This window comes from Pseudomonas sp. NPDC089396 (genome assembly GCF_044749545.1).
Taxonomy (GTDB): Bacteria; Pseudomonadota; Gammaproteobacteria; order Pseudomonadales; family Pseudomonadaceae; genus Aquipseudomonas.
Genome location: NZ_JBIVIC010000011.1, coordinates 145961 through 164790 on the forward strand (window position 1 = coordinate 145961; position 18830 = coordinate 164790).

At 64.3% G+C, this 18830-nt stretch carries 11 protein-coding genes and 4 tRNA genes; 6 read left to right on the forward strand and 9 right to left on the reverse strand.

Features of this window, described 5'->3' with window-relative positions; translation table 11 throughout:
- Positions 1 to 17: 17 nt before the first annotated feature.
- From pcaQ to ACIPZB_RS20345, 4 genes are all read right to left on the reverse strand, one after another.
- A complete protein-coding gene (gene pcaQ, locus ACIPZB_RS20330) occupies positions 18 to 950 on the reverse strand; it encodes a pca operon transcription factor PcaQ (protein WP_008099406.1) in 933 nt (310 codons plus the stop codon).
- 140 nt (positions 951 to 1090) lie between these two features.
- Positions 1091 to 1453, reverse strand: coding sequence for a nitrite reductase small subunit NirD (gene nirD / locus ACIPZB_RS20335; protein WP_400642334.1), 363 nt, complete (start codon positions 1451 to 1453; stop codon positions 1091 to 1093).
- Positions 1453 to 4005, reverse strand: a complete 2553-nt coding sequence (gene nirB, locus ACIPZB_RS20340; RefSeq protein ID WP_400642335.1) for a nitrite reductase large subunit NirB — start codon at positions 4003 to 4005, stop codon at positions 1453 to 1455. The genes nirD and nirB overlap by 1 nt, the downstream gene beginning before the upstream one ends.
- Positions 4006 to 4306: 301 nt before the next feature.
- On the reverse strand, positions 4307 to 8284 hold the full coding sequence (locus ACIPZB_RS20345; RefSeq protein WP_400642336.1) for a molybdopterin-dependent oxidoreductase: 3978 nt from the start codon (positions 8282 to 8284) through the stop codon (positions 4307 to 4309).
- Positions 8285 to 8625: 341 nt separating this feature from the next.
- Between ACIPZB_RS20345 and map the strand changes: the two genes are divergently transcribed.
- Positions 8626 to 9402, forward strand: a complete 777-nt coding sequence (gene map / locus ACIPZB_RS20350) for a type I methionyl aminopeptidase (RefSeq protein WP_400642337.1) — start codon at positions 8626 to 8628, stop codon at positions 9400 to 9402.
- Positions 9403 to 9596: 194 nt separating this feature from the next.
- Here the strand turns inward: map and ACIPZB_RS20355 are convergent.
- The 4 genes from ACIPZB_RS20355 to ACIPZB_RS20370 form a co-directional block, all read right to left on the reverse strand.
- A tRNA-Asp gene (locus tag ACIPZB_RS20355) sits at positions 9597 to 9673 on the reverse strand.
- A 13-nt stretch (positions 9674 to 9686) separates the two neighbouring features.
- Positions 9687 to 9762 (reverse strand) — tRNA-Val (locus ACIPZB_RS20360).
- A gap of 169 nt (positions 9763 to 9931) precedes the next feature.
- Positions 9932 to 10008: transfer RNA gene (locus tag ACIPZB_RS20365), tRNA-Asp, on the reverse strand.
- A 13-nt stretch (positions 10009 to 10021) separates the two neighbouring features.
- Positions 10022 to 10097: transfer RNA gene (locus tag ACIPZB_RS20370), tRNA-Val, on the reverse strand.
- 214 nt (positions 10098 to 10311) lie between these two features.
- Between ACIPZB_RS20370 and rdgC the strand changes: the two genes are divergently transcribed.
- The 3 genes from rdgC to sugE all read left to right on the forward strand — a co-directional run bounded on the left by rdgC (position 10312) and on the right by sugE (position 12929).
- A complete protein-coding gene (gene rdgC, locus ACIPZB_RS20375) occupies positions 10312 to 11232 on the forward strand; it encodes a recombination-associated protein RdgC (protein WP_008098477.1) in 921 nt (306 codons plus the stop codon).
- Between the two features lie 184 nt (positions 11233 to 11416).
- Complete coding sequence (locus tag ACIPZB_RS20380) at positions 11417 to 12382, forward strand: bile acid:sodium symporter family protein (protein WP_400642338.1); 966 nt, start codon at positions 11417 to 11419, stop codon at positions 12380 to 12382.
- A gap of 229 nt (positions 12383 to 12611) precedes the next feature.
- Complete coding sequence (sugE, locus tag ACIPZB_RS20385) at positions 12612 to 12929, forward strand: quaternary ammonium compound efflux SMR transporter SugE (protein WP_400642340.1); 318 nt, start codon at positions 12612 to 12614, stop codon at positions 12927 to 12929.
- A gap of 7 nt (positions 12930 to 12936) precedes the next feature.
- Here sugE and ACIPZB_RS20390 read toward each other — a convergent pair whose 3' ends face one another.
- A complete protein-coding gene (locus ACIPZB_RS20390; RefSeq protein ID WP_400642341.1) occupies positions 12937 to 14814 on the reverse strand; it encodes a 1-acyl-sn-glycerol-3-phosphate acyltransferase in 1878 nt (625 codons plus the stop codon).
- Between the two features lie 161 nt (positions 14815 to 14975).
- On the opposite strand from ACIPZB_RS20390, the gene bglX reads away from it, so the two are divergent.
- Positions 14976 to 17303 (forward strand): beta-glucosidase BglX, encoded by a 2328-nt coding sequence (bglX, locus tag ACIPZB_RS20395; RefSeq protein ID WP_400642342.1) that lies wholly within the window; start codon positions 14976 to 14978, stop codon positions 17301 to 17303.
- A 156-nt stretch (positions 17304 to 17459) separates the two neighbouring features.
- Positions 17460 to 18638, forward strand: coding sequence for an MFS transporter (locus ACIPZB_RS20400; RefSeq protein ID WP_400642343.1), 1179 nt, complete (start codon positions 17460 to 17462; stop codon positions 18636 to 18638).
- Positions 18639 to 18830 lie beyond the last annotated feature (192 nt).

Sequence of the window (18830 nt, forward strand, 5' to 3'; positions counted from 1 at the left end):
TGAGCGCGGGCAGCTGATCAGGGATAGACATCGTTGCGATACTGCTCCGCGACCTCGCGCAGCACCTCGCATACCCACTGCCCCGGCAGGCTTTGCGGCAAGGCGGCATTGCGGCAGATACCCACCGAACCGCCCGGTTCGCGTACACCCAGGTCAAGCTCGGCCAACTCGCCACGGCGCAAATCGAGCAACACGGCATCGCGCGGTGCTACCCACACCCCATCACTGCCCAGCAGATAGCGCCGGCTCAACGCCAGCGACAAGGTCTCCAGGCGCTGCGCCGGCATCTGGATGCCGCACTGCACGAACAGGCTGTCGGCGTGCTGGCGTATGGTGGTGCCCGACGGTGGCAGCACCAGGGGATAGCGGCTCACCTGCGCCCGCTCCACCGGCACCTTCGCCAGTAGGGGGTGCCCGGGGCGAACCACCAGGGCCATCGACTCGCTGTACAGGTGCTCGAACGACAAGCCCTGGATCTGCGGGCTGTCGGTCATGCGCCCGACCACCAGCTCCAGCTCTCCCAGGTGCAGTTGCCCGAGCAGCTGTGCACTGACACCGGTGACCACGCTGATCACCAGCGCTTCATGGCGTTGGTGCAGGCGGCACAGGACTTCCGGCATCAGCAGGCCCTCGACCGTGGACAACACGCCAATGCGTACCTGCGACGGCGCCCGCGCTTCGCCACGCAAGCTGCTCACGCCATCGCGCAGGGCCTGCACGCTGGGCCCGGCATAGCGCATGAAGCGGCTACCGGCGGATGTCAGCACCACACCCTGGCGACTGCGTTCGAACAAGCGCGCCTCGAGCAGGTCTTCAAGCTCTTTGAGGGTCTTGGAGATGGCTGGCTGGCTGATGGACAGGATGTCGGCCGCCCTGGCCAGGCTGCCCTGCCGGGCAATCTCCAGGAAACACAACAGGTGGCGGTACTTGATGCGGGTGTCGAGGTTCATGCCGGCAAGCTTAACCCATTGATGTTGTCTGTACCGGCCTCATCGCCGGCAAGCCGGCTCCCACAGGGACATCACTGCCTTGAGAACAGTGGAGTACCTGTGGGAGCCGGCTTGCCGGCGATGGGGCCTGCGCAGTTGCATCAGGCCACCGCCAGCTCCACAGCCTCCCCGTTCATCCGCACCGGCCAAACCCGCAGCTGCTGCCCGGCATCTTCCAGACACTTCCCGCTCTGCAGACTGAAGTGCTGCTTGTACAGCGGCGCCGCCACCACCAACTCACCCTGCACGCTGCCGACCAACCCACGGCCAATGATGTTGGCCCCTGAACGCGGATCGCGGTTGTCCACCGCATACAGGCTCTGCTCCAGCCCCGGCAGGTAGAACAGTGCCACCTGGGCACCCTTGAGCCACACCACCACACCCGAGTCGGCCACCAGGTCATTTGCCTGGCACACCGCTTGCCAGTTCGCGTGGGTTTTCACAGCAGCATTGGAAATGTTCATCACACAGCCTCCTCGACAGTGGGGATCAGGTGCAGGGGTACAGCAGGCCGGCGCTGTTCGCGCTCACGAACAAAATGCACATCCGGGTCGGCGCGCCGGTCGTTGACGAAGGTACGAAAGCGCTTGAGCTTCTCAGGGTCGTTGAGGGCATTGGCCCACTCGCATTCATACTGGTCGACCACATGCTGCATCTGCGTTTCCAGCTCGGCCGCCAGGCCCAGGCTGTCGTCGAGGATCACCTGCTTGAGGTAATCCAGACCGCCCTCCAGGCTTTCGCGCCACACCGAAGTGCGCTGCAGCTTGTCAGCGGTACGGATGTAGAACATCAGCACACGGTCGATCAGGCGCACCAGGGTTTCATCGTCAAGGTCAGTGGCGAACAGCTCGGCGTGGCGCGGGCGCATGCCGCCGTTACCGCAGATGTACAGGTTCCAGCCCTTGTCGGTGGCGATCACGCCAATGTCCTTGCTTTGCGCCTCGGCGCACTCGCGGGTACAGCCGGAAACCGCGAACTTGAGCTTGTGCGGACTGCGCAGGCCCTTGTAGCGGTCCTCCAGGCGCAGGGCCATGCCGACGCTGTCCTGCACGCCGTAGCGGCACCAGGTGCTGCCCACGCACGACTTCACCGTGCGGGTCGACTTGCCATAGGCGTGGCCCGTCTCGAAACCGGCTTCGATCAGCTCGCCCCAGATCAGCGGCAGCTCGTGCAACTGGGCGCCGAACAGGTCGATGCGCTGGCCGCCGGTGATCTTGGTGTAGAGGTCGTATTTCTTGGCCACCTGGCCGATCACGATCAGCTTGTCGGGGGTGATTTCGCCACCGGGGATGCGCGGCACCACCGAGTAGGTGCCGTTCTTCTGCATGTTGGCCATGAAGGTGTCGTTGGTGTCCTGCAGCGGCACCAGCGCCGGGTCCATGATCGGCTGGTTCCAGCACGACGCGAGGATCGAGCCCACCGCCGGCTTGCAGATGTCGCAGCCGACATGGCCCTTGCCGTGGCGTTCGAGCAGCTCGTTGAAGGTACGAATGCCCTCGACCCGCACCAGGCCGTAAAGCGCCTGGCGGGTGTAGGCGAAGTGCTCGCAGAGGCTTTTGTCCACGGTCACGCCCCGGGCCGTCAGTTCATGCTCGAAGACCTGCTTGAGCAACGCCGCGCAACCGCCGCAACCGGTGGCCGCCTTGGTGCAGCCCTTGACTGCGGCCAAGTCGCCACAGCCACCGTCGATGGCAGCGCACACCGCCCCTTTGCTGACGTTGTGGCACGAGCAGATGGTCGCGCTGTCCGGCAGCGCATCGGCGCCCAGGGTCGGCGCACCGCCGCTTTGCGGCAGGATCAGGGCGGCCGGATCGGCTGGCAGGGCGATGCCGTTCTGGGCGTACTGCAGCAGCGTGTCGTAATAGCTGTTGTCGCCGACCAGCACGGCGCCCAGTACGTGCTTGCCGCTGGCATCCACCACCAGACGGCGATAAGCGGCATTGGCTTCGTCGATGAAGCGGTAGCTGCGCGAGCCGGGCGTGGCACCGTGGGCGTCGCCAATGGAGCCGACATCCACGCCCAACAGTTTGAGCTTGGTCGACATGTCGGCCCCGGTGAATGGCTCGGCCGCCTCGCCTGACAGCAGCGCCGCCAGGTTGCGCGCCATGCTGTAACCGGGAGCCACCAGGCCGAACACACTGCCATTCCACGAGGCGCACTCGCCGATGGCGAAGATGCGTGGGTCGCTGGTGCGGCAATGGTTGTCGATGACCACGCCACCGCGTGCGGCGATTTCCAGGCCACAGGCTCGGCCCAGGGCGTCCTGCGGGCGGATGCCGGCAGAGAACACGATCAGATCGGTTTCCAGGTGTTCGCCGCCGTCGAAGTTCATGCGGTAGCGGTAGTCTTCGCCGGCACTGATTGACTGGGTGGCCCGCGACAGGTGCACGCCTACGCCGAGGGCTTCGATCTGTGCCTTGAGCGCCGCGCCACCCTCGCCGTCCAGTTGCACCGGCATCAGCCGTGGGGCGAACTCCACCACGTGTGCTTCCAGGCCAAGCGACTTGAGGGCATTGGCCGCCTCCAGGCCCAACAGGCCGCCACCGACCACCACGCCACGGCGAGCCTCGCTGGCCGCGGCGCGAATCCCATCGAGGTCGTCGAGGGTGCGGTAGACCAGGCGGGCATTGCCGCTGGAGCCTTCGATCGGTGGCACGAACGGGTACGAGCCGGTGGCCAGGATCAAGTGGTCGTAGTCGTAGCGGCCCTGGGGGCTGACCACCTGGCAATGCTCGCGGTCGATTTCCAGCACCGCTTCAGCGAGGTGCAGGTGCACGCCATTGGCCCCGTAGAAGCCCTGCTTGCACAGGGCCAGGGTTTCGGCACAGCTGCCGCCGAAGTACTCCGACAGGTGCACGCGGTCATAGGCGCGCTGGCGTTCTTCGCCGAATACCCGCACCTCGAAGCGCGCCAGCGCGCCGCGTTCGACCAGTTGCTCGACGCAATGGTGGCCGACCATGCCGTTGCCGACGATGATCAGTCGCTCTCGTTGCCCGCTGCTCGCTGTTGCCTTCATATGCCGATCCTCGATCAAAAAAAAAGCGCCTGGAGCCGAAGCTCCAGGCGCCTTTGCCTGTATTCATCACGGTGTGCCCGGGTTGATCGCCGTTGACCAAGGGGGCTGGTTGTAGGGGGATGTAGCAGGGACTGTGCCAGTTGTGTTGTGGGGGCCGGCCCTATCGCCGGCAAGCCGGCTCCCACAGGGGATCGCGCAGTACTCAAGGGCAGTGCTGTAACGGTAGGAGCTGGCTTGCCAGCGATGGGGCCAGCCCAGACAACGCACATTCAAGGTGCAGGGCTCCCCATCCTGGGGCACTTCAGTACACATCGCGCCGATAACGCTTGGCCTTGCTCAGCGTATCCATGTAGGCATCGGCATCCACGCCCCCGTGCTCGGCAATGATCTCGCGCAGCGCCGCATCCACATCCTTGGCCATGCGCTGGGCATCGCCACACACATAGAAGCAGGCCCCCGCCTCCAACCACTGCCACACCTCTGCGCCCTGCTCACGCAGGCGCTGCTGCACGTAGATCTTCTCGGCCTGGTCACGGGAAAATGCCGTGTCCAGCCGCAAATGCCCCGACGCCTGCCAGGCCTGCAACTGCTCCCGATAATAGAAATCAGTGGCCGCGTACTGCTCGCCGAAGAACAGCCAGTTGCCCCCTGTCGCCCCCCGCGCCTCACGCTCTTCGAGGAAGGCCCGGAACGGCGCGATGCCGGTGCCAGGCCCCACCATGATCACCGGCGCGCTGTCGTCTTCGGGCAGGCGAAAATGCTTCGACACTTGCGGGAAGATCGCCACCTCAAGCGCACGATCCGCAAGAAAGCTCGAACACACCCCTTTGCGCTCGCCATAGCGCACAGTGGAAACGGTCAGGTGCACTTGCTGCGGGTGAGCCCGCGGGCTGGAACTGATCGAATACAGACGCGGCTGCAAGGGCTTGAGCAGGGCAAGCCAGGCGGCCAGCGGCAGCTGCTGGGGGAACGCGCGCAGTACATCGACCAGTTGCCGGCCCCACAACCACGCCTGCAACTGTGCCTTGCACTCCGGTTGCAACAGGCGTTGCAGATCGCCGGCCTGCGCGCTGAAGGCCTGCAATTGCTGCGGGGTCACCTTGGCGATTTCCAGGTGCGTTTGCAGGGCGATGGCCAGCGGCATTGCAGGCTCGCCCTTGAGTTCGACAATGGTCTGGCCGTCGAGCTGCATCAGGGTCAGCAGCTCTTCGACCAACGCCGGGCAGTTGCGCGGCCACACGCCAAGGGCGTCACCGGCTGCATAGCTGAACCCGCTGCCGGACAAGTCGAATACCAGTTGACGGGTCTCCTTGCTGGCGCCTGGCCCATTGAGCACGCGGTTTTCCAGCAGACGGGCGGTGAAGGGACGTTGCCTGCTGTAGCGGACGGCAGGCTCGCCGGCAGGTGCCGTGGCGGCGGCCGCGCCCAGCGCGGGCAGCAAGGCATCGAGCCAGGTGGCGAAAGCCGCATCATAATCCGGCTCGCAATCGACACGCGGCAACAGGCGCCGCCCTCCCAACTCGGCCAGGCGCTGGTCGAGCTTGCGGCCGAAGCCGCAGAACTGGTCGTAGCTGGAGTCGCCCAGGGCCAGCACGGCATAGGGCAACGCCCCGCAAACGACGCCCGCCTCGCCCTGCAGCGCCTGCCAGAACGCTGCGCCGCTGTCCGGCGCGTCGCCATCACCAAAGGTGCTGGCAATCACCACGATGCTCGCCGCACCTTGCAACTGCTGAGGACTGACCGCCTCCAGGCAACGGAGCTGAACCTCCAGACCCGCGCCACGCAAACGCTCGGCACAGCGCTCGGCCAGCGCCTCGCCATTGCCGGTCTGCGAGGCCCACAGCACCTGGTGACGCGGCGCCTCGGCGAGCAGGGCCGGTGCCCCGCCCGGTTGTGCGAACAGCCCGGCCAGCAGCCCGTCGACGAACAAGCGTCGGGCAGCGGCCAACGGCGCACTGGCCGGCAAGCTCGGTACACCTTCGGCGCGCGTCTGCTCAAGACCAAGTAGAAAGCCCTGCAGGTAGTGGCGTTCATCTTCGGCCAGCACCGGGGCTGGCAAGGCATCCAGGCCAAGCAGGCGGGACAGGGTCGCGGTCGGCATGCGGGCAGGCTCCGAAGCGTGTGTGGCGGCGCCCAGCTCAAGGGCGTCGATGCGTTCGCCGGCGACCCGCTCCAGGGCCACGGCGCAGTGTTTGAAAGCCGGCTGCAGCGACAGCGGGTCGACTGCATCACAGGTCACGGCATTGATCGCCAGCTGCTCGCCGATCACATCGTTCCAGTGGAACGGGGCAAAGCAATTGCCGGGCATGACCCGGTCACTGACCCGCGCCGGCAGCACCGCCTGGCCACGTCGCGAACGGATGGCCACCTGGTCCTTGTCGTGGATGCCCAGGCGTTCGGCATCCTCGGGATGCAATTCGACAAAAGGGCCGGGCTCCAGCTTGTTCAGCGCCGGCACCTTGCCGGTCTTGGTCAGGGTGTGCCATTGGTGTTGCACGCGGCCGGTGTTGAGCACCAGCGGGTAGTCGGCGTCGGGCAGTTCGGGGGCAGGCAGCCAGGGTCGGGCGAAGAAGCGCGCCTTGCCACTGGGCGTTGGGAACGTCAACGTCGACAGGGCACCCTCGGCGCAGTAGCGCACCGGGCTGCGGTCGTTGCTGCGGCCCGGTTCGCTGGGCCACTGGTGAGGCTTGTCGCGCAACTGGGCGTAGCTGATGCCGCGCAAGTCATAGCCGGTCTGCGGATTGTTGAAACGGCGGATCTCATCGAACACGGCCTCGGCGTCGGGGTAATCGAAGGCATCGGCAAAGCCCATGGCACGCGCCACCCTGGCGATGATCTGCCAGTCGGGCAGGCTTTGCCCCGGCGCCTCGACGGCGCGCGGCATCAGCGTCAGGTTGCGCTCGCTGTTGATCATCACGCCCTCGCCTTCGGCCCACAGCGCGGCAGGCAGGAGGATATCGGCGAAGCGATTGGTCTCGGTGTCGAGGAAGGCGTCCTGGGTAATCACCAGCTCAGCCTGGCGCAGGCCGTCGATCACCTGCTGGCGGTTAGCGACACTGGCCACCGGGTTGCTGCAGATGATCCAGCAGGCTTTCACCTCCCCGGCCTTCATCTGCTCGAACAATGCCACCGTGCCTTCTCCGCCTTCAGCCCGCAGGCTGCCGGGGGCCAGGCCCCACTGCGCCTCGACGAAGCGACGGTCTGCCGCCACCAGGGCCGAACGCTGGCCCGGCAGGCCCGGCCCCATGTAACCCATTTCGCGACCGCCCATGGCATTGGGCTGACCGGTCAGCGAGAACGGGCCGCTGCCGGGGCGGCAGATGGCCCCGGTGGCCAGGTGCAGGTTGCACAGCGCATTGCTGTGCCAGGTGCCGTGGACGCTCTGGTTCAGACCCATGGTCCAGCAACTCATCCACTCACCGGCCGTACCGAGCCACTCGGCGGCCTGGCGGATTTCGGCTTCGCTCAACCCGGTGATCGCGGCCACGCGTTCAGGGGGGTAATCGTCGAGAAAGGCCGGCAGTTCATCCCAGCCTTCGGTGTGGTTGGCGATGAACTCGGGGTGGGTGTGGCCATTGCGGTGCAAGAGGTGCAGCAGGCCGTTGAGTAACGCCAGGTCGCTGCCAGGGCGCACTTGCAGGAACAGGTCGGCCTTGTCGGCGGTGGCAGTACGTCGTGGGTCGACGACGATCAGTTTCGCGCCGGCCTTTACCCGGTCGAGCAGGCGCAGGAACAGGATCGGATGGCAGTCGGCCATGTTTGCGCCGATCACCAGGAAGACCTCGGCGCGGTCGAAATCCTGGTAGCTGCCCGGCGGGCCGTCGGCACCTAGCGACAGCTTGTAGCCTGTGCCGGCGCTGGCCATGCACAAGCGCGAGTTGGACTCGATGTGGCGAGTGCGGATGAACCCTTTGGCCAACTTGTTGGCCAGATACTGTGCCTCCAGCGACATTTGCCCGGAAACGTACAGCGCCACGGCGTCCGGGCCGTGCTGGTCGATGATGCCGCACAGGCGCTCGGCGGCCTGGCTGATGGCCTGGTCGAGGTTGCTGCGCGCCGGCTCATGGTCACGCTGCTGGCGGACGAAGGCGGTTTCCATACGGCCGGCGGCAGTCAACGGCACGTGGGCGGTAAGGCCCTTGGTACATAAGCGACCCAAGTTGCTCGGGTGCTGCTTGTCACCGCTGATCTTGCTGACCTTGCCTTCGGCGACGCTCATGACGATGCCGCAACCGACGCCGCAATAGGGGCAGACGCTGCGTACTTCAGTGCTGGCCATGGGCGGTCTCTCCTTCAGGAACGCAAAAAGGCGCCGGCTGACCTGGCTTGCAGAGGGCAAGCAGGGCAACACGGCGCCTTTGTCGTGAGGTGTGCGGGCTATCGACGTTGATGGGCCCGGGATGGGGGGGTGTCAGCAATTAGTGGGCCAGCTGTTGCGGCCCTATCGCCGGCAAGCCGGCTCCCACAGGGATGGCACATGCCTCAGGGGCGGTGCTGTACCTGTGGGAGCCGGCTTGCCGGCGATAGGGCCGGCACTACCCGCGCACCATCCAGTGGCAGGCCAAAGACGCATGGCGCTATGCTGGGGCAATTTCCAGCAAGAGCTTCTACCCGCATTCCATGTCCCAAGTGATCCTCAAGACCCCCGCCCAACTCGCCCTGATGCGTAACGCCGGGCAGCTATTGGCCCGCGTATTCGCCGACCTCGACAGCTTCATCCGCCCCGGCGTGACCACGATGCAGATCAATGACCGCGCCGAGGCGTTCATCGTCGACACGCTCAAGGCCCGCCCGGCGAGCAAGGGCCAGTACGGCTTCCCCTACTCGCTCAATACCTCGGTGGACCATGTGGTTTGCCACGGCATGCCCAAGGTCGATGAAGTGTTGCAGGAAGGCTCCATCATCAATGTCGACATCACCCTGGAACAAGGTGGTTACATCGCCGATTCGTCGAAGATGTACGCGATCGGGCCAATCAGTGACGAGGCCCGGCGGCTGGTCGACACCACCTACGACGCACTGTGGAAAGGCATTGCCCAGGTGCGCCCTGGTGCGACGCTGGGCGACATTGGTCATGCCATCCAGGCCCATGCCGAAGCGGCCGGCTACAGCGTGGTGCGCGAGTATTGCGGGCATGGCATTGGCCAGCAGATGCACGAAGGCCCTGAGGTGCTGCATTTCGGCCAGCGCGGCATGGGCATGAAGCTCAAGCCTGGGATGGTGTTTACCATCGAGCCGATGATCAACCAGGGTGGCCGCGGGACACGGACGTTGCGCGACGGTTGGACGGTGATTACCCGCGACCACTGCTTGTCGGCGCAGTGGGAGCATACGGTGGCGGTGACCGAGGATGGGGTCGAGGTGCTGACGTTGCGGGAAGAAGAGCGTAGCCGCTGAGATTGGCGGGGCTGCTTTGCAGCCCAATCGCCGGCAAGCCGGCTCCCACAGGTAAACCACAGTGCTTGAGAGCAGTGGGGTACTTGTGGGAGCTGGCTTGCCAGCGATGAGGCCAGCGCAGAAACAAAAAAAGCGACCCTAAGGTCGCTTTTTTTGTTACTTCCGGGTGTTCAGTGGGCCCTGGAAGTGGAATATGGCGCAGCGGACGGGACTCGAACCCGCGACCCCCGGCGTGACAGGCCGGTATTCTAACCGACTGAACTACCGCTGCGCTAATCAACGAGTGGTGGGTGATGACGGGATCGAACCGCCGACCCTCTGCTTGTAAGGCAGATGCTCTCCCGGCTGAGCTAATCACCCTTCGTCTCGGTGAGGCGCGCATTCTACGGAGGAATGAGCATCCCCGCAAGTCATTGAACAACTTATTTTTCCAATTACGAAAAACTGGAATTTCAGACACAAAAAAAGCGACCCTAAGGTCGCTTTCTTTGTTACTTCCGGGTGTTCAGTGGGCCCTGGAAGTGGAATATGGCGCAGCGGACGGGACTCGAACCCGCGACCCCCGGCGTGACAGGCCGGTATTCTAACCGACTGAACTACCGCTGCGCTATACATCGAGTGGTGGGTGATGACGGGATCGAACCGCCGACCCTCTGCTTGTAAGGCAGATGCTCTCCCGGCTGAGCTAATCACCCTTCGTCTCGGTGTGGCGCGCATTCTACGGAGGGCCTGCTAGCCTGGCAAGCACTTTTTTCAAGTTTTTCAAAAAATTATCAGGCCTTTCAACAACCTAGCTTCGACGCCCATTTCTTTCTCTCTATACAGCTGCTGGCCCAATGACAGGGCTGGCCTGCAGCGGCTGCACGGAGAATAATGCCCGCCTTATGCCTTAAGGAGAGATTGCCCCCCATGTGGTTCAAGAACCTGCTGACCTACCGCCTGACCCAGGATGTCCCCTTCGAGGCTGAAGCTCTGGAAGCTGCCCTGGCCAGCAAGCCGGCCCGCCCATGCGCCAGCCAGGAGCTGACCACCTACGGCTTCGTCGCACCGTTCGGCAAGGGCGAGGACGCTCCCCTGGTGCACGTCAGCGGCGAGTTCCTGCTGATTGCCGCGCGCAAGGAAGAACGCATCCTGCCCAGCAGCGTGGTCAACGATGCGGTGAAGGAGAAGGTCGAAGAGATCGAGACCGAGCAGATGCGCAAGGTCTACAAGAAGGAACGCGACCAGATCAAGGACGAGATCATCCAGGCCTTCCTGCCGCGTGCGTTCATCCGCCGCTCGATGATCTTCGCCGCCATCGCCCCGCGCCTGGGGATGATCCTGGTCAACTCGGCCAGCGCCAAGCGCGCCGAAGACCTGCTGTCGACCCTGCGTGAAGTGATGGGCTCGCTGCCCGTGCGCCCGGCCACGGTGAAGATCGCCCCGACCGCGACCATGACCGACTGGGTCAAGTCGCAACAAGCCGCCGAAGGCTTCTATGTGCTGGACGAATGCGAACTGCGCGACACCGCCGAAGATGGCGGCATCGTGCGTTGCAAGCGCCAGGACCTGACCGGCGAGGAAATCCAGCTGCACCTGAGCACCGGCAAGGTAGTGACCCAGCTGGCCTTGGCCTGGCAAGACAAGTTGTCGTTCGTGCTCGACGACAAGATGGTGATCAAGCGCCTGAAGTTCGAAGAGCTGCTGCAGGAGCAGGCCGAACAGGATGGTGGCGATGAGGCCGCGCAGCAGTTCGATGCCAGCTTCCTGCTGATGATGATGACCTTCAGCGAGTTCCTGCCGGTGCTGTTCGAGGCACTGGGTGGCGAAGAAATTCCGCAAGGGGTCTGAATCTGCTGATCTACCGGTGCTGATCGGGAAGTTATCCTGAGTCAGCACTGGCCCTATCGCCGGCAAGCCGGCTCCCACAGGGACGCCACAGGGTTAACGGACTGTGTTGTCCCTGTGGGAGCCGGCTTGCCGGCGATAGGGCCAGTGAAAATCACAGAGGAACAACTATAAAAGGATCTCTACCATGCGCGCCCTCGCCGCCCTCAGCCGCTTCGTCGGCAACACCTTCGCCCTCTGGGTACTGGTGTTCGCCTGCCTGGCCTTCCTGCAGCCGCAATGGTTCATCGCCCTCAAGGTAGCCATCGTGCCATTGCTGGGCCTGGTGATGTTCGGCATGGGCCTGACCCTCAAGCTCGACGACTTCGCCGCCCTCGCCCGCCAGCCCTGGCGTGTGGCACTGGGGGTGGTGGCGCACTTCGTGATCATGCCGGGCGTGGCTTGGCTGCTGTGCCAACTGTTCCACCTGCCGGCGGAAATCGCCGTGGGCGTGATCCTGGTCGGCTGCTGCCCGAGCGGCACGGCATCGAACGTGATGGTCTGGCTGTCCAAGGGCGACCTGGCGCTGGCGGTGGCGATCGCCGCGGTCACCACCCTGCTGGCCCCGCTGCTGACCCCGGCGCTGATCTGGTTCCTGGCCTCGGCCTGGCTGCCAGTGTCCTTCATGGACATGTTCTGGTCGATCCTGCAGTTGGTGATGCTGCCGATCATCCTCGGGGTATTGGCCCAGCGTCTGCTGGGTACGCGGGTGCAGATGGCGGTGCTGGTGCTGCCTCTGGTGTCGGTGGTGAGCATCGTCATGATCGTCTGCGCGGTGGTGGCGGCCAGCCAGGCGAAGATCGCCGAATCGGGGCTGCTGATCATGGCGGTGGTGATGCTGCACAACAGCTTTGGCTACCTGCTGGGTTATCTCACCGGGAAGCTCTGCAAGTTGCCGCTGGCCCAGCGCAAATCGCTGGCGCTGGAGGTGGGGATGCAGAATTCGGGGTTGGGGGCGGCCTTGGCGGCGGCGCATTTTTCGCCGCTGGCGGCGGTGCCCAGTGCGCTGTTCAGCGTTTGGCACAATATTTCCGGGGCGCTGCTTTCGACCTGTTTCCGGCGGATGGAAGCGCCTTCGCCTGAAGCTGAAAGTGGCGAGCCAGCTCGTCATTGATGTTGTCAGCTCTGGCCCTATCGCCGGCAAGCCGGCTCCCACAGGAATATCACTGCCCTTGAGGCTTGTGCTGTACCTGTGGGAGCCGGCTTGCCGGCGATAGGGCCGGTACAGACTTGCCGAATATTCGGCAAATGTGCACTATATTGCCCACTGTGAGGACGGCCTCACGACGCACTGCGTGACCATTTCCGGGGACGGCCCCATCTTTCAAACGATGGAGACTCATATGTCCTGGATCATCCTGTTCTTCGCCGGCCTGTTCGAGGTCGGCTGGGCGGTCGGCCTCAAGTACACCGACGGCTTCACCCGCCCGCTCCCGACCATCCTCACCGTCGGCGCCATGGTCATCAGCCTGGGCCTGCTGGGCCTGGCCATGAAAGAGCTGCCGCTGGGCACCGCCTACGCCATCTGGACCGGGGTCGGCGCCGTCGGCACGGTGATCGCCGGTATCATCCTGTTCGGCGAGTCCATGGCCCTGGTGCGGCTGGTCAGTGTGGCGCTGATCGTCACCGGCCTGATCGGCCTGAAAGTCAGCGCCAGCTGACCCCCCTCTAACGCAAGTCGCCGCGCAAGCGGCTGACCTGCTCGCGCAACAGCTCTGGCTGCGCCGCCTCCACCGGAATGGCGGCGCCCGCCACGATGGTCACCCGCGACCACAGCCGCTTGAAAAAGCCCTTGCCGGGGTCACGGCTGAAGAAGCTGCCCCACAGCCCCTGCAGCGCCAGCGGAATCACCGGCACCGGGGTTTCTTCGAGGATGCGGTTGACGCCGCCCTTGAACACATCGATCTCGCCGTCGCCCGTCAGTTTGCCTTCCGGGAAGATGCACACCACCTCCCCCGCCGCCAGGTACTCGGCGATGCGGGCGAACGCGCGCTCGTAGGTGGCCGGGTCTTCACTGCGCCCGGCGATCGGGATGGCGCCAGCGGTGCGGAACACGAAGTTGAGCACCGGCAGGTTGTAGATCTTGTAGTACATGACGAAACGGATCGGCCGGCGAATCGCCCCACCGAGCAGCAGCGCATCGACGAACGAAACATGGTTGCACACCAGCAGCGCCGCGCCTTCGTCGGGGATGCGCTCGAGGTCGCGATGCTCCACGCGGTACATCGAATGGCTGAGCAGCCAGATCAGGAAGCGCATGGTGAACTCGGGCACGATCCTGAAGATGTAGGCGTTGACCAGTACATTGAGCAGCGACACCACCAGGAACAGCTGCGGGATGGTCAGGTCGGCCAGGCCCAGCAGGACGATGGTAAGGAGCGCCGACACCACCATGAACAAGGCGTTGAGGATGTTGTTGGCGGCAATCACCCGGGCCCGCTGGTCCTCGGCGGTGCGTGCCTGGATCAGGGCATACAGCGGCACGATATAGAAGCCACCGAACACCCCCAGGCCAATGATCGACAGCAGAATCCACCAGGCCTGGCTCATGCCCAGCAGCGTCAGCCAATCGTGAGGGGCCGCAGCCACCGGTACATCGCCGGAATGCCACCACCAGAGCAAGCCGAACAGGGTCAGCCCGAACGAGCCGAACGGCACCAGGCCGATTTCCACCTTGCGTCCACTGAGGCGTTCGCACAACAGAGAGCCCAGCGCGATGCCTACCGAGAACAGGGTCAGTACCAGCGTCACCACGCTGCTGTCGCCATGCAGCCAGTCCTTGGCGTAGGCCGGGATCTGGGTGAGGTAGATAGCGCCGACGAACCAGAACCACGAGTTGCCGACGATCGAGCGTGACACCGCCGGCGTCTGCCCAAGCCCCATGCGCAGAATCGCCCAGGATTGCGTGAAGATGTTCCAGTCCAGCCGCATCTGCGGCGACGCCGCGGCGGCGCGGGGGATCCAGCGGCTGGCCAGGTAGCCCAGCACTGCGGTGCCGACCACGCCGCCGGCCACCATCGTGGCGTAGCTGCTACTGGCCATCATTACCCCGGCGCCAATGGTGCCGGCCAGAATGGCGAGGAAGGTGCCCATTTCCACCAGGCCATTGCCACCAACCAGCTCTTCTTCACGTAAGGCCTGGGGCAGTATCGAGTACTTCACCGGACCGAACAGCGCCGAGTGGGTGCCCATGCCGAACAGCGCCAGCAACATCAGCGCCAGGTGGTCGGTGACGAAGCCGAGCGCGCCAACCGCCATGATGGCGATTTCGGCCAGCTTGATCGCACGGATCAGCGCGTCCTTGGCGAACTTCTCGCCAAACTGCCCGCCCAGCGCCGAGAACAGGAAAAACGGCAGGATGAACAGCAGCGCGCAAAGGTTGACCCAAATCGAGCGGTCGCCGTCGCCGAGGCTGAGCTTGAACAGGATCGCCAGGATCAGCGACTGCTTGAACAGGTTGTCGTTGAAGGCACCCAGCAGTTGGGTGATGAAGAACGGCAAGAAACGCCGCTTGCCGAGCAAAGTGAATTGCGAGGGGTGACTCATCGTCCATGCACCTGAGTTGAACCGAGGATGGCAGTTGCCTTTTTAGACTGTGCGCAACGCTTTCGAAGCCACATCACTGCAGTCAACTGGCATTTTTATCAGTTGCCCGCCGCGAGCGCGACCCTCAGGCTAGATACATCCACAGTGCCGGACGTTCAAGGATGAAAACCCGCAATGCTGCAAGCAGGGTTCGCCATGCCAGGGCATCTGTCGCGGTGTTGGCCATTCTGCTTGCCTATGCTTCGGTCACAGGTTCGAGCAGTACCCAGCGTGTTGACAAGGCGCAGTTCCTCAATCGGCTGCTTGCGCGGATGAGCCTGCCTGAAAAGATCGGCCAGTTGCGCATGAATTATGCGGGCAATGTACCCGCATCGCCGGCTGCACTGTCCAGCGTGGCCCGGGGCGAGGTGGGCGCCATGTTCACAGCGCCCGGCATCACCCGCGCACAAATGCGCACGCTGCAGGACACGGCGATCCGCCAGAGTCGCCTGGGTATCCCGCTGTTCTTCGCCGCGGATGTGGTGCATGGCCAGCGCACCCTTTTCCCGATCGGCTTGGGTCTGGCATCCACCTGGGACCTGCAGGCCATTGCCACCAGCGCGCGTATCGCCGCCATCGAAGCCAGCGCCGATGGCCTGGACATGACCTTTGCACCGATGGTGGATATCGGCCGGGACCCTCGCTGGGGGCGTATTTCCGAAGGGTTCGGTGAAGATACCTTTCTAGCATCGCGCGCGGCCGCGACGGTGACGTCAGCCTTGCAGGGGCCAAAGCCAGGTGCCCGCGACAGCCTGATGGCCTGCGTCAAGCATTTTGCCGCCTATGGCGCGGTCGAAGGTGGGCGCGACTACAATGCCGTCGATCTGAGCCGCCAGCGGCTGCTCCAGGACTACCTGCCCCCTTACCGCGCCGCTTTGGATGCCGGCGCGGGTGCTGTCATGACCGCCCTGACCACCCTCAATGGCGTCCCTGCCAGCGCCAACCGCTGGCTGCTGCGGGATATCCTGCGCGAGCAGTGGTACTACCCTGGCCTGGTGATCAGTGACCACGGTGCAGTCGAAGAACTGCTTGCACACGGTATCGCCGCAACCGGCAGCGAGGCCGCGCGAGCTGCGCTGGCAGCCGGCACTCAGATGAGCATGAGCGATCGCTATTTTGGCGAAACGCTCAAGGCACTCATCGAGCGTGGGGAGATACCGCCGAGGATGCTGAACGATGCAGTCAGACGGGTGCTGGCAACCAAGTATGACCTTGGCCTGTTCGAAGATCCCTATCGCCGTCTGGGTAACGCTCAAGACGACCCGCCCGAGCCAAATGCCGAGCAGCGCCTGCACCGCGCCGAGGCCAGGGACGTCGCCCGCCGCTCACTGGTGCTGCTGAAAAACCGCCAGCAGCTACTCCCCCTGGCAAAGCACGGCACCCTTGCGCTTGTCGGCCCTCTGGCGGACAACCGGCAAGACATCCTCGGCAGCTGGCCCGCCAGCGGCCAGGCCTCGCAGGCCGTCAGCCTGCGCCAGGGCCTGGTATCGGCAATGGGCGACAACGCCAGCGTGTTGTACGCACTGGGCGCCAACATCACAGACGACCCGCAGGTGTTCGCCTTGCTGGACGACAACACCGTCAACTTCGACCCTCGGCCGCCATCCGCACTGATAGCAGAAGCAGTCAGCGTAGCCCGCCAGGCCGATGTCATCGTGGCGGCCCTGGGTGAAGCCCGTGGCATGTCCCATGAAGGTGCCAGCAAAACCAGCCTGGCGCTTCCCGCTCAGCAGCGCGAACTGTTGCGAGCGCTCAAACGCACGGGCAAGCCGTTGGTACTGGTGCTCATGACCGGCCGCCCATTGACCATCGTCGAGGAAAGCCAGCTGGCTGATGCAGTGCTGCTGACCTGGTTCAGCGGCACCGAAGGCGGTAATGCCATTGCCGACGTATTGCTGGGCGAATACAACCCCTCCGGCAAGCTGCCGGTCACCTTTGCCCGCAGCGTTGGCCAGATCCCGCTCTACTACAATCGCCTGAACACCGGTCGCCCCTATGACCCCATGCGCCCCGCGGCGTACCGATCACGCTACTTCGACATTGACGACACGCCGCTCTATCCCTTCGGCCATGGCCTGAGCTACACCCACTTCAGCCTGTCACCCGTGCAGCTATCCACCACGCATCTGCTGGCCGGGGGCGCACTCAAGGTCACGGTACAAGTGAACAATACCGGGCAGCGAAACGGCGAGACCGTAGTGCAGCTTTATCTGCGTGATCGCAGTGCATCCGTCAGCAGGCCACTCAAGGAGCTGAAGGGATTTCAGAAGGTCATGCTGGAGGCGGGCGCCAGTCGATCAATCACGTTCGACATCGATGAGTCCTCGCTGGCTTTCTTTAATCCGCAATTGCAGTGGGGCGCTGAACCTGGTGAATTCGATGTGATGGTGGGGCTTGATTCCGAGCACCTGCAGACTGCCCGCTTCGAATTGATTGACGCCTCCCATTGAACATCGCATCTGGGGCCCCAATCGCCGGCAAGCCGGCTCCCACAAGGTACTGCACACCCCCTCTGGGGGAGCCGGCTTGGCGGCGATAGGCTGCGCAGCAGCCCCCACGATGTCATATGCTCAGCATCGGCACTCTCCCTCGACAAGGACGTGGCAATGCTCGCCGCCCTGAAGCACTACCCCGCAGCGGTACGCCTGTTGTTGGCAACCACCTTCACCTTGACCCTGGCTCGCGCCCTCACCCTGCCCTACCTGGTGGTCTACCTGGCCGACAACTTTCAGCTCTCGGTCAGCCATATCGGCCTGCTGATCGGCGGCGCACTGATCGTCGCCTCGTTGCTGAGCCTGTATGGCGGGCACCTGGTCGATACCCTGCCCAACCACACCCTGATCAGCGCCAGCACGCTACTGTTCGCCCTGGCCTTCGCCGCCGCCATCGCCAGTCGCTCGGCATTGGCGTTCTTCTTGTGCCTGGTGCTGATCAACCTGACTTTGGCGGTGGTCGACATCGCCGCCAAGGCCGGCTTCTGCGCCCTGCTTGCGGTGGAACAACGGGCCGAGGTGTTCGCCATCAAGTACACCTTGAGCAATGTCGGTTATGCCCTCGGCCCTCTGCTGGGCGTTGCCATGCTGGAGCTGAACGACCACCTGCCTTTCATTGCCTCGGCGCTGATCGGCCTGGGCATGTGCATGGCCTACTGGCGCCTGGGCGATCGCGGGCTGCAGGCCAGCCTGCAGGCGCAGCCGGGCGCCGGGTTCGGCCAGGTAGCACTGGGCCTTGCGGGCGACCGGCGGCTGGTGTGCTTTACCCTGGGTGGCGTGCTCAGTGCCGTGGTGTTCGGCCAGTTCACCGCCTACCTGTCGCAGTACCTGGTGGTGACCACCAGCGCCAGCGAAGCGGCGCGTCTGGTGGGCTATCTGGTGACGACCAACGCTGTCACGGTTATCGCCTTGCAGTACCTGATCGGCAGGCGCATCAGCCGCCAGCGCCTGATGCCCTGGCTGCTGGCCGGCATGGCCTTGTTCATCGCCGGGCTACTGGGCTTCGCGCTGGCCGGGTCGGTGCTGGCCTGGTGCCTGGCCATGCTGGTATTCACCCTGGGCGAGATCATCGTGATTCCGGCCGAGTACATGTTCATCGACCTTATTGCACCGGAGCCTCTGCGCGGGGTGTATTACGGGGCGCAGAACCTGTCCAACCTGGGGGCGGCGCTGGGGCCGGTGATGGTGGGGTTTGCCCTGACGCAGTGGTGGCCGGGTGCGATTTTCTACCTGCTGGTGATGTCGGTGATACTGGCGGGGGTGTTTTATTGGCTGGGTACGCGCAAGCAGTGATGTTGGCTGTACCGGCCCTATCGCCGGCAAGCCGGCTCCCACCGGTAATCCACTGCCCTCAAGGCCTGTGATATCCCTGTGGGAGCCGGCTTGCCGGGGATAGGGCCAGAAGCGCCTGCGACGACTCGCCACTGCTACCATCGTCGGCGCTGACGAACCGGCGCTCGCGTGCCAGACTGACTGATCGGGACC

Excerpts from the sequence above, each read along its gene's own strand:
- pcaQ (WP_008099406.1), bottom strand. The coding sequence starts at position 950 with ATGAACCTCGACACCCGCATCAAGTACCGCCACCTGTTGTGTTTCCTG.
- nirD (WP_400642334.1), bottom strand. The coding sequence starts at position 1,453 with ATGAACATTTCCAATGCTGCTGTGAAAACCCACGCGAACTGGCAAGCG.
- nirB (WP_400642335.1), bottom strand. The coding sequence starts at position 4,005 with ATGAAGGCAACAGCGAGCAGCGGGCAACGAGAGCGACTGATCATCGTC.
- ACIPZB_RS20345 (WP_400642336.1), bottom strand. The coding sequence starts at position 8,284 with ATGGCCAGCACTGAAGTACGCAGCGTCTGCCCCTATTGCGGCGTCGGT.
- map (WP_400642337.1), top strand. The coding sequence starts at position 8,626 with ATGTCCCAAGTGATCCTCAAGACCCCCGCCCAACTCGCCCTGATGCGT.
- rdgC (WP_008098477.1), top strand. The coding sequence starts at position 10,312 with ATGTGGTTCAAGAACCTGCTGACCTACCGCCTGACCCAGGATGTCCCC.
- ACIPZB_RS20380 (WP_400642338.1), top strand. The coding sequence starts at position 11,417 with ATGCGCGCCCTCGCCGCCCTCAGCCGCTTCGTCGGCAACACCTTCGCC.
- sugE (WP_400642340.1), top strand. The coding sequence starts at position 12,612 with ATGTCCTGGATCATCCTGTTCTTCGCCGGCCTGTTCGAGGTCGGCTGG.
- ACIPZB_RS20390 (WP_400642341.1), bottom strand. The coding sequence starts at position 14,814 with ATGAGTCACCCCTCGCAATTCACTTTGCTCGGCAAGCGGCGTTTCTTG.
- bglX (WP_400642342.1), top strand. The coding sequence starts at position 14,976 with ATGAAAACCCGCAATGCTGCAAGCAGGGTTCGCCATGCCAGGGCATCT.
- ACIPZB_RS20400 (WP_400642343.1), top strand. The coding sequence starts at position 17,460 with ATGCTCGCCGCCCTGAAGCACTACCCCGCAGCGGTACGCCTGTTGTTG.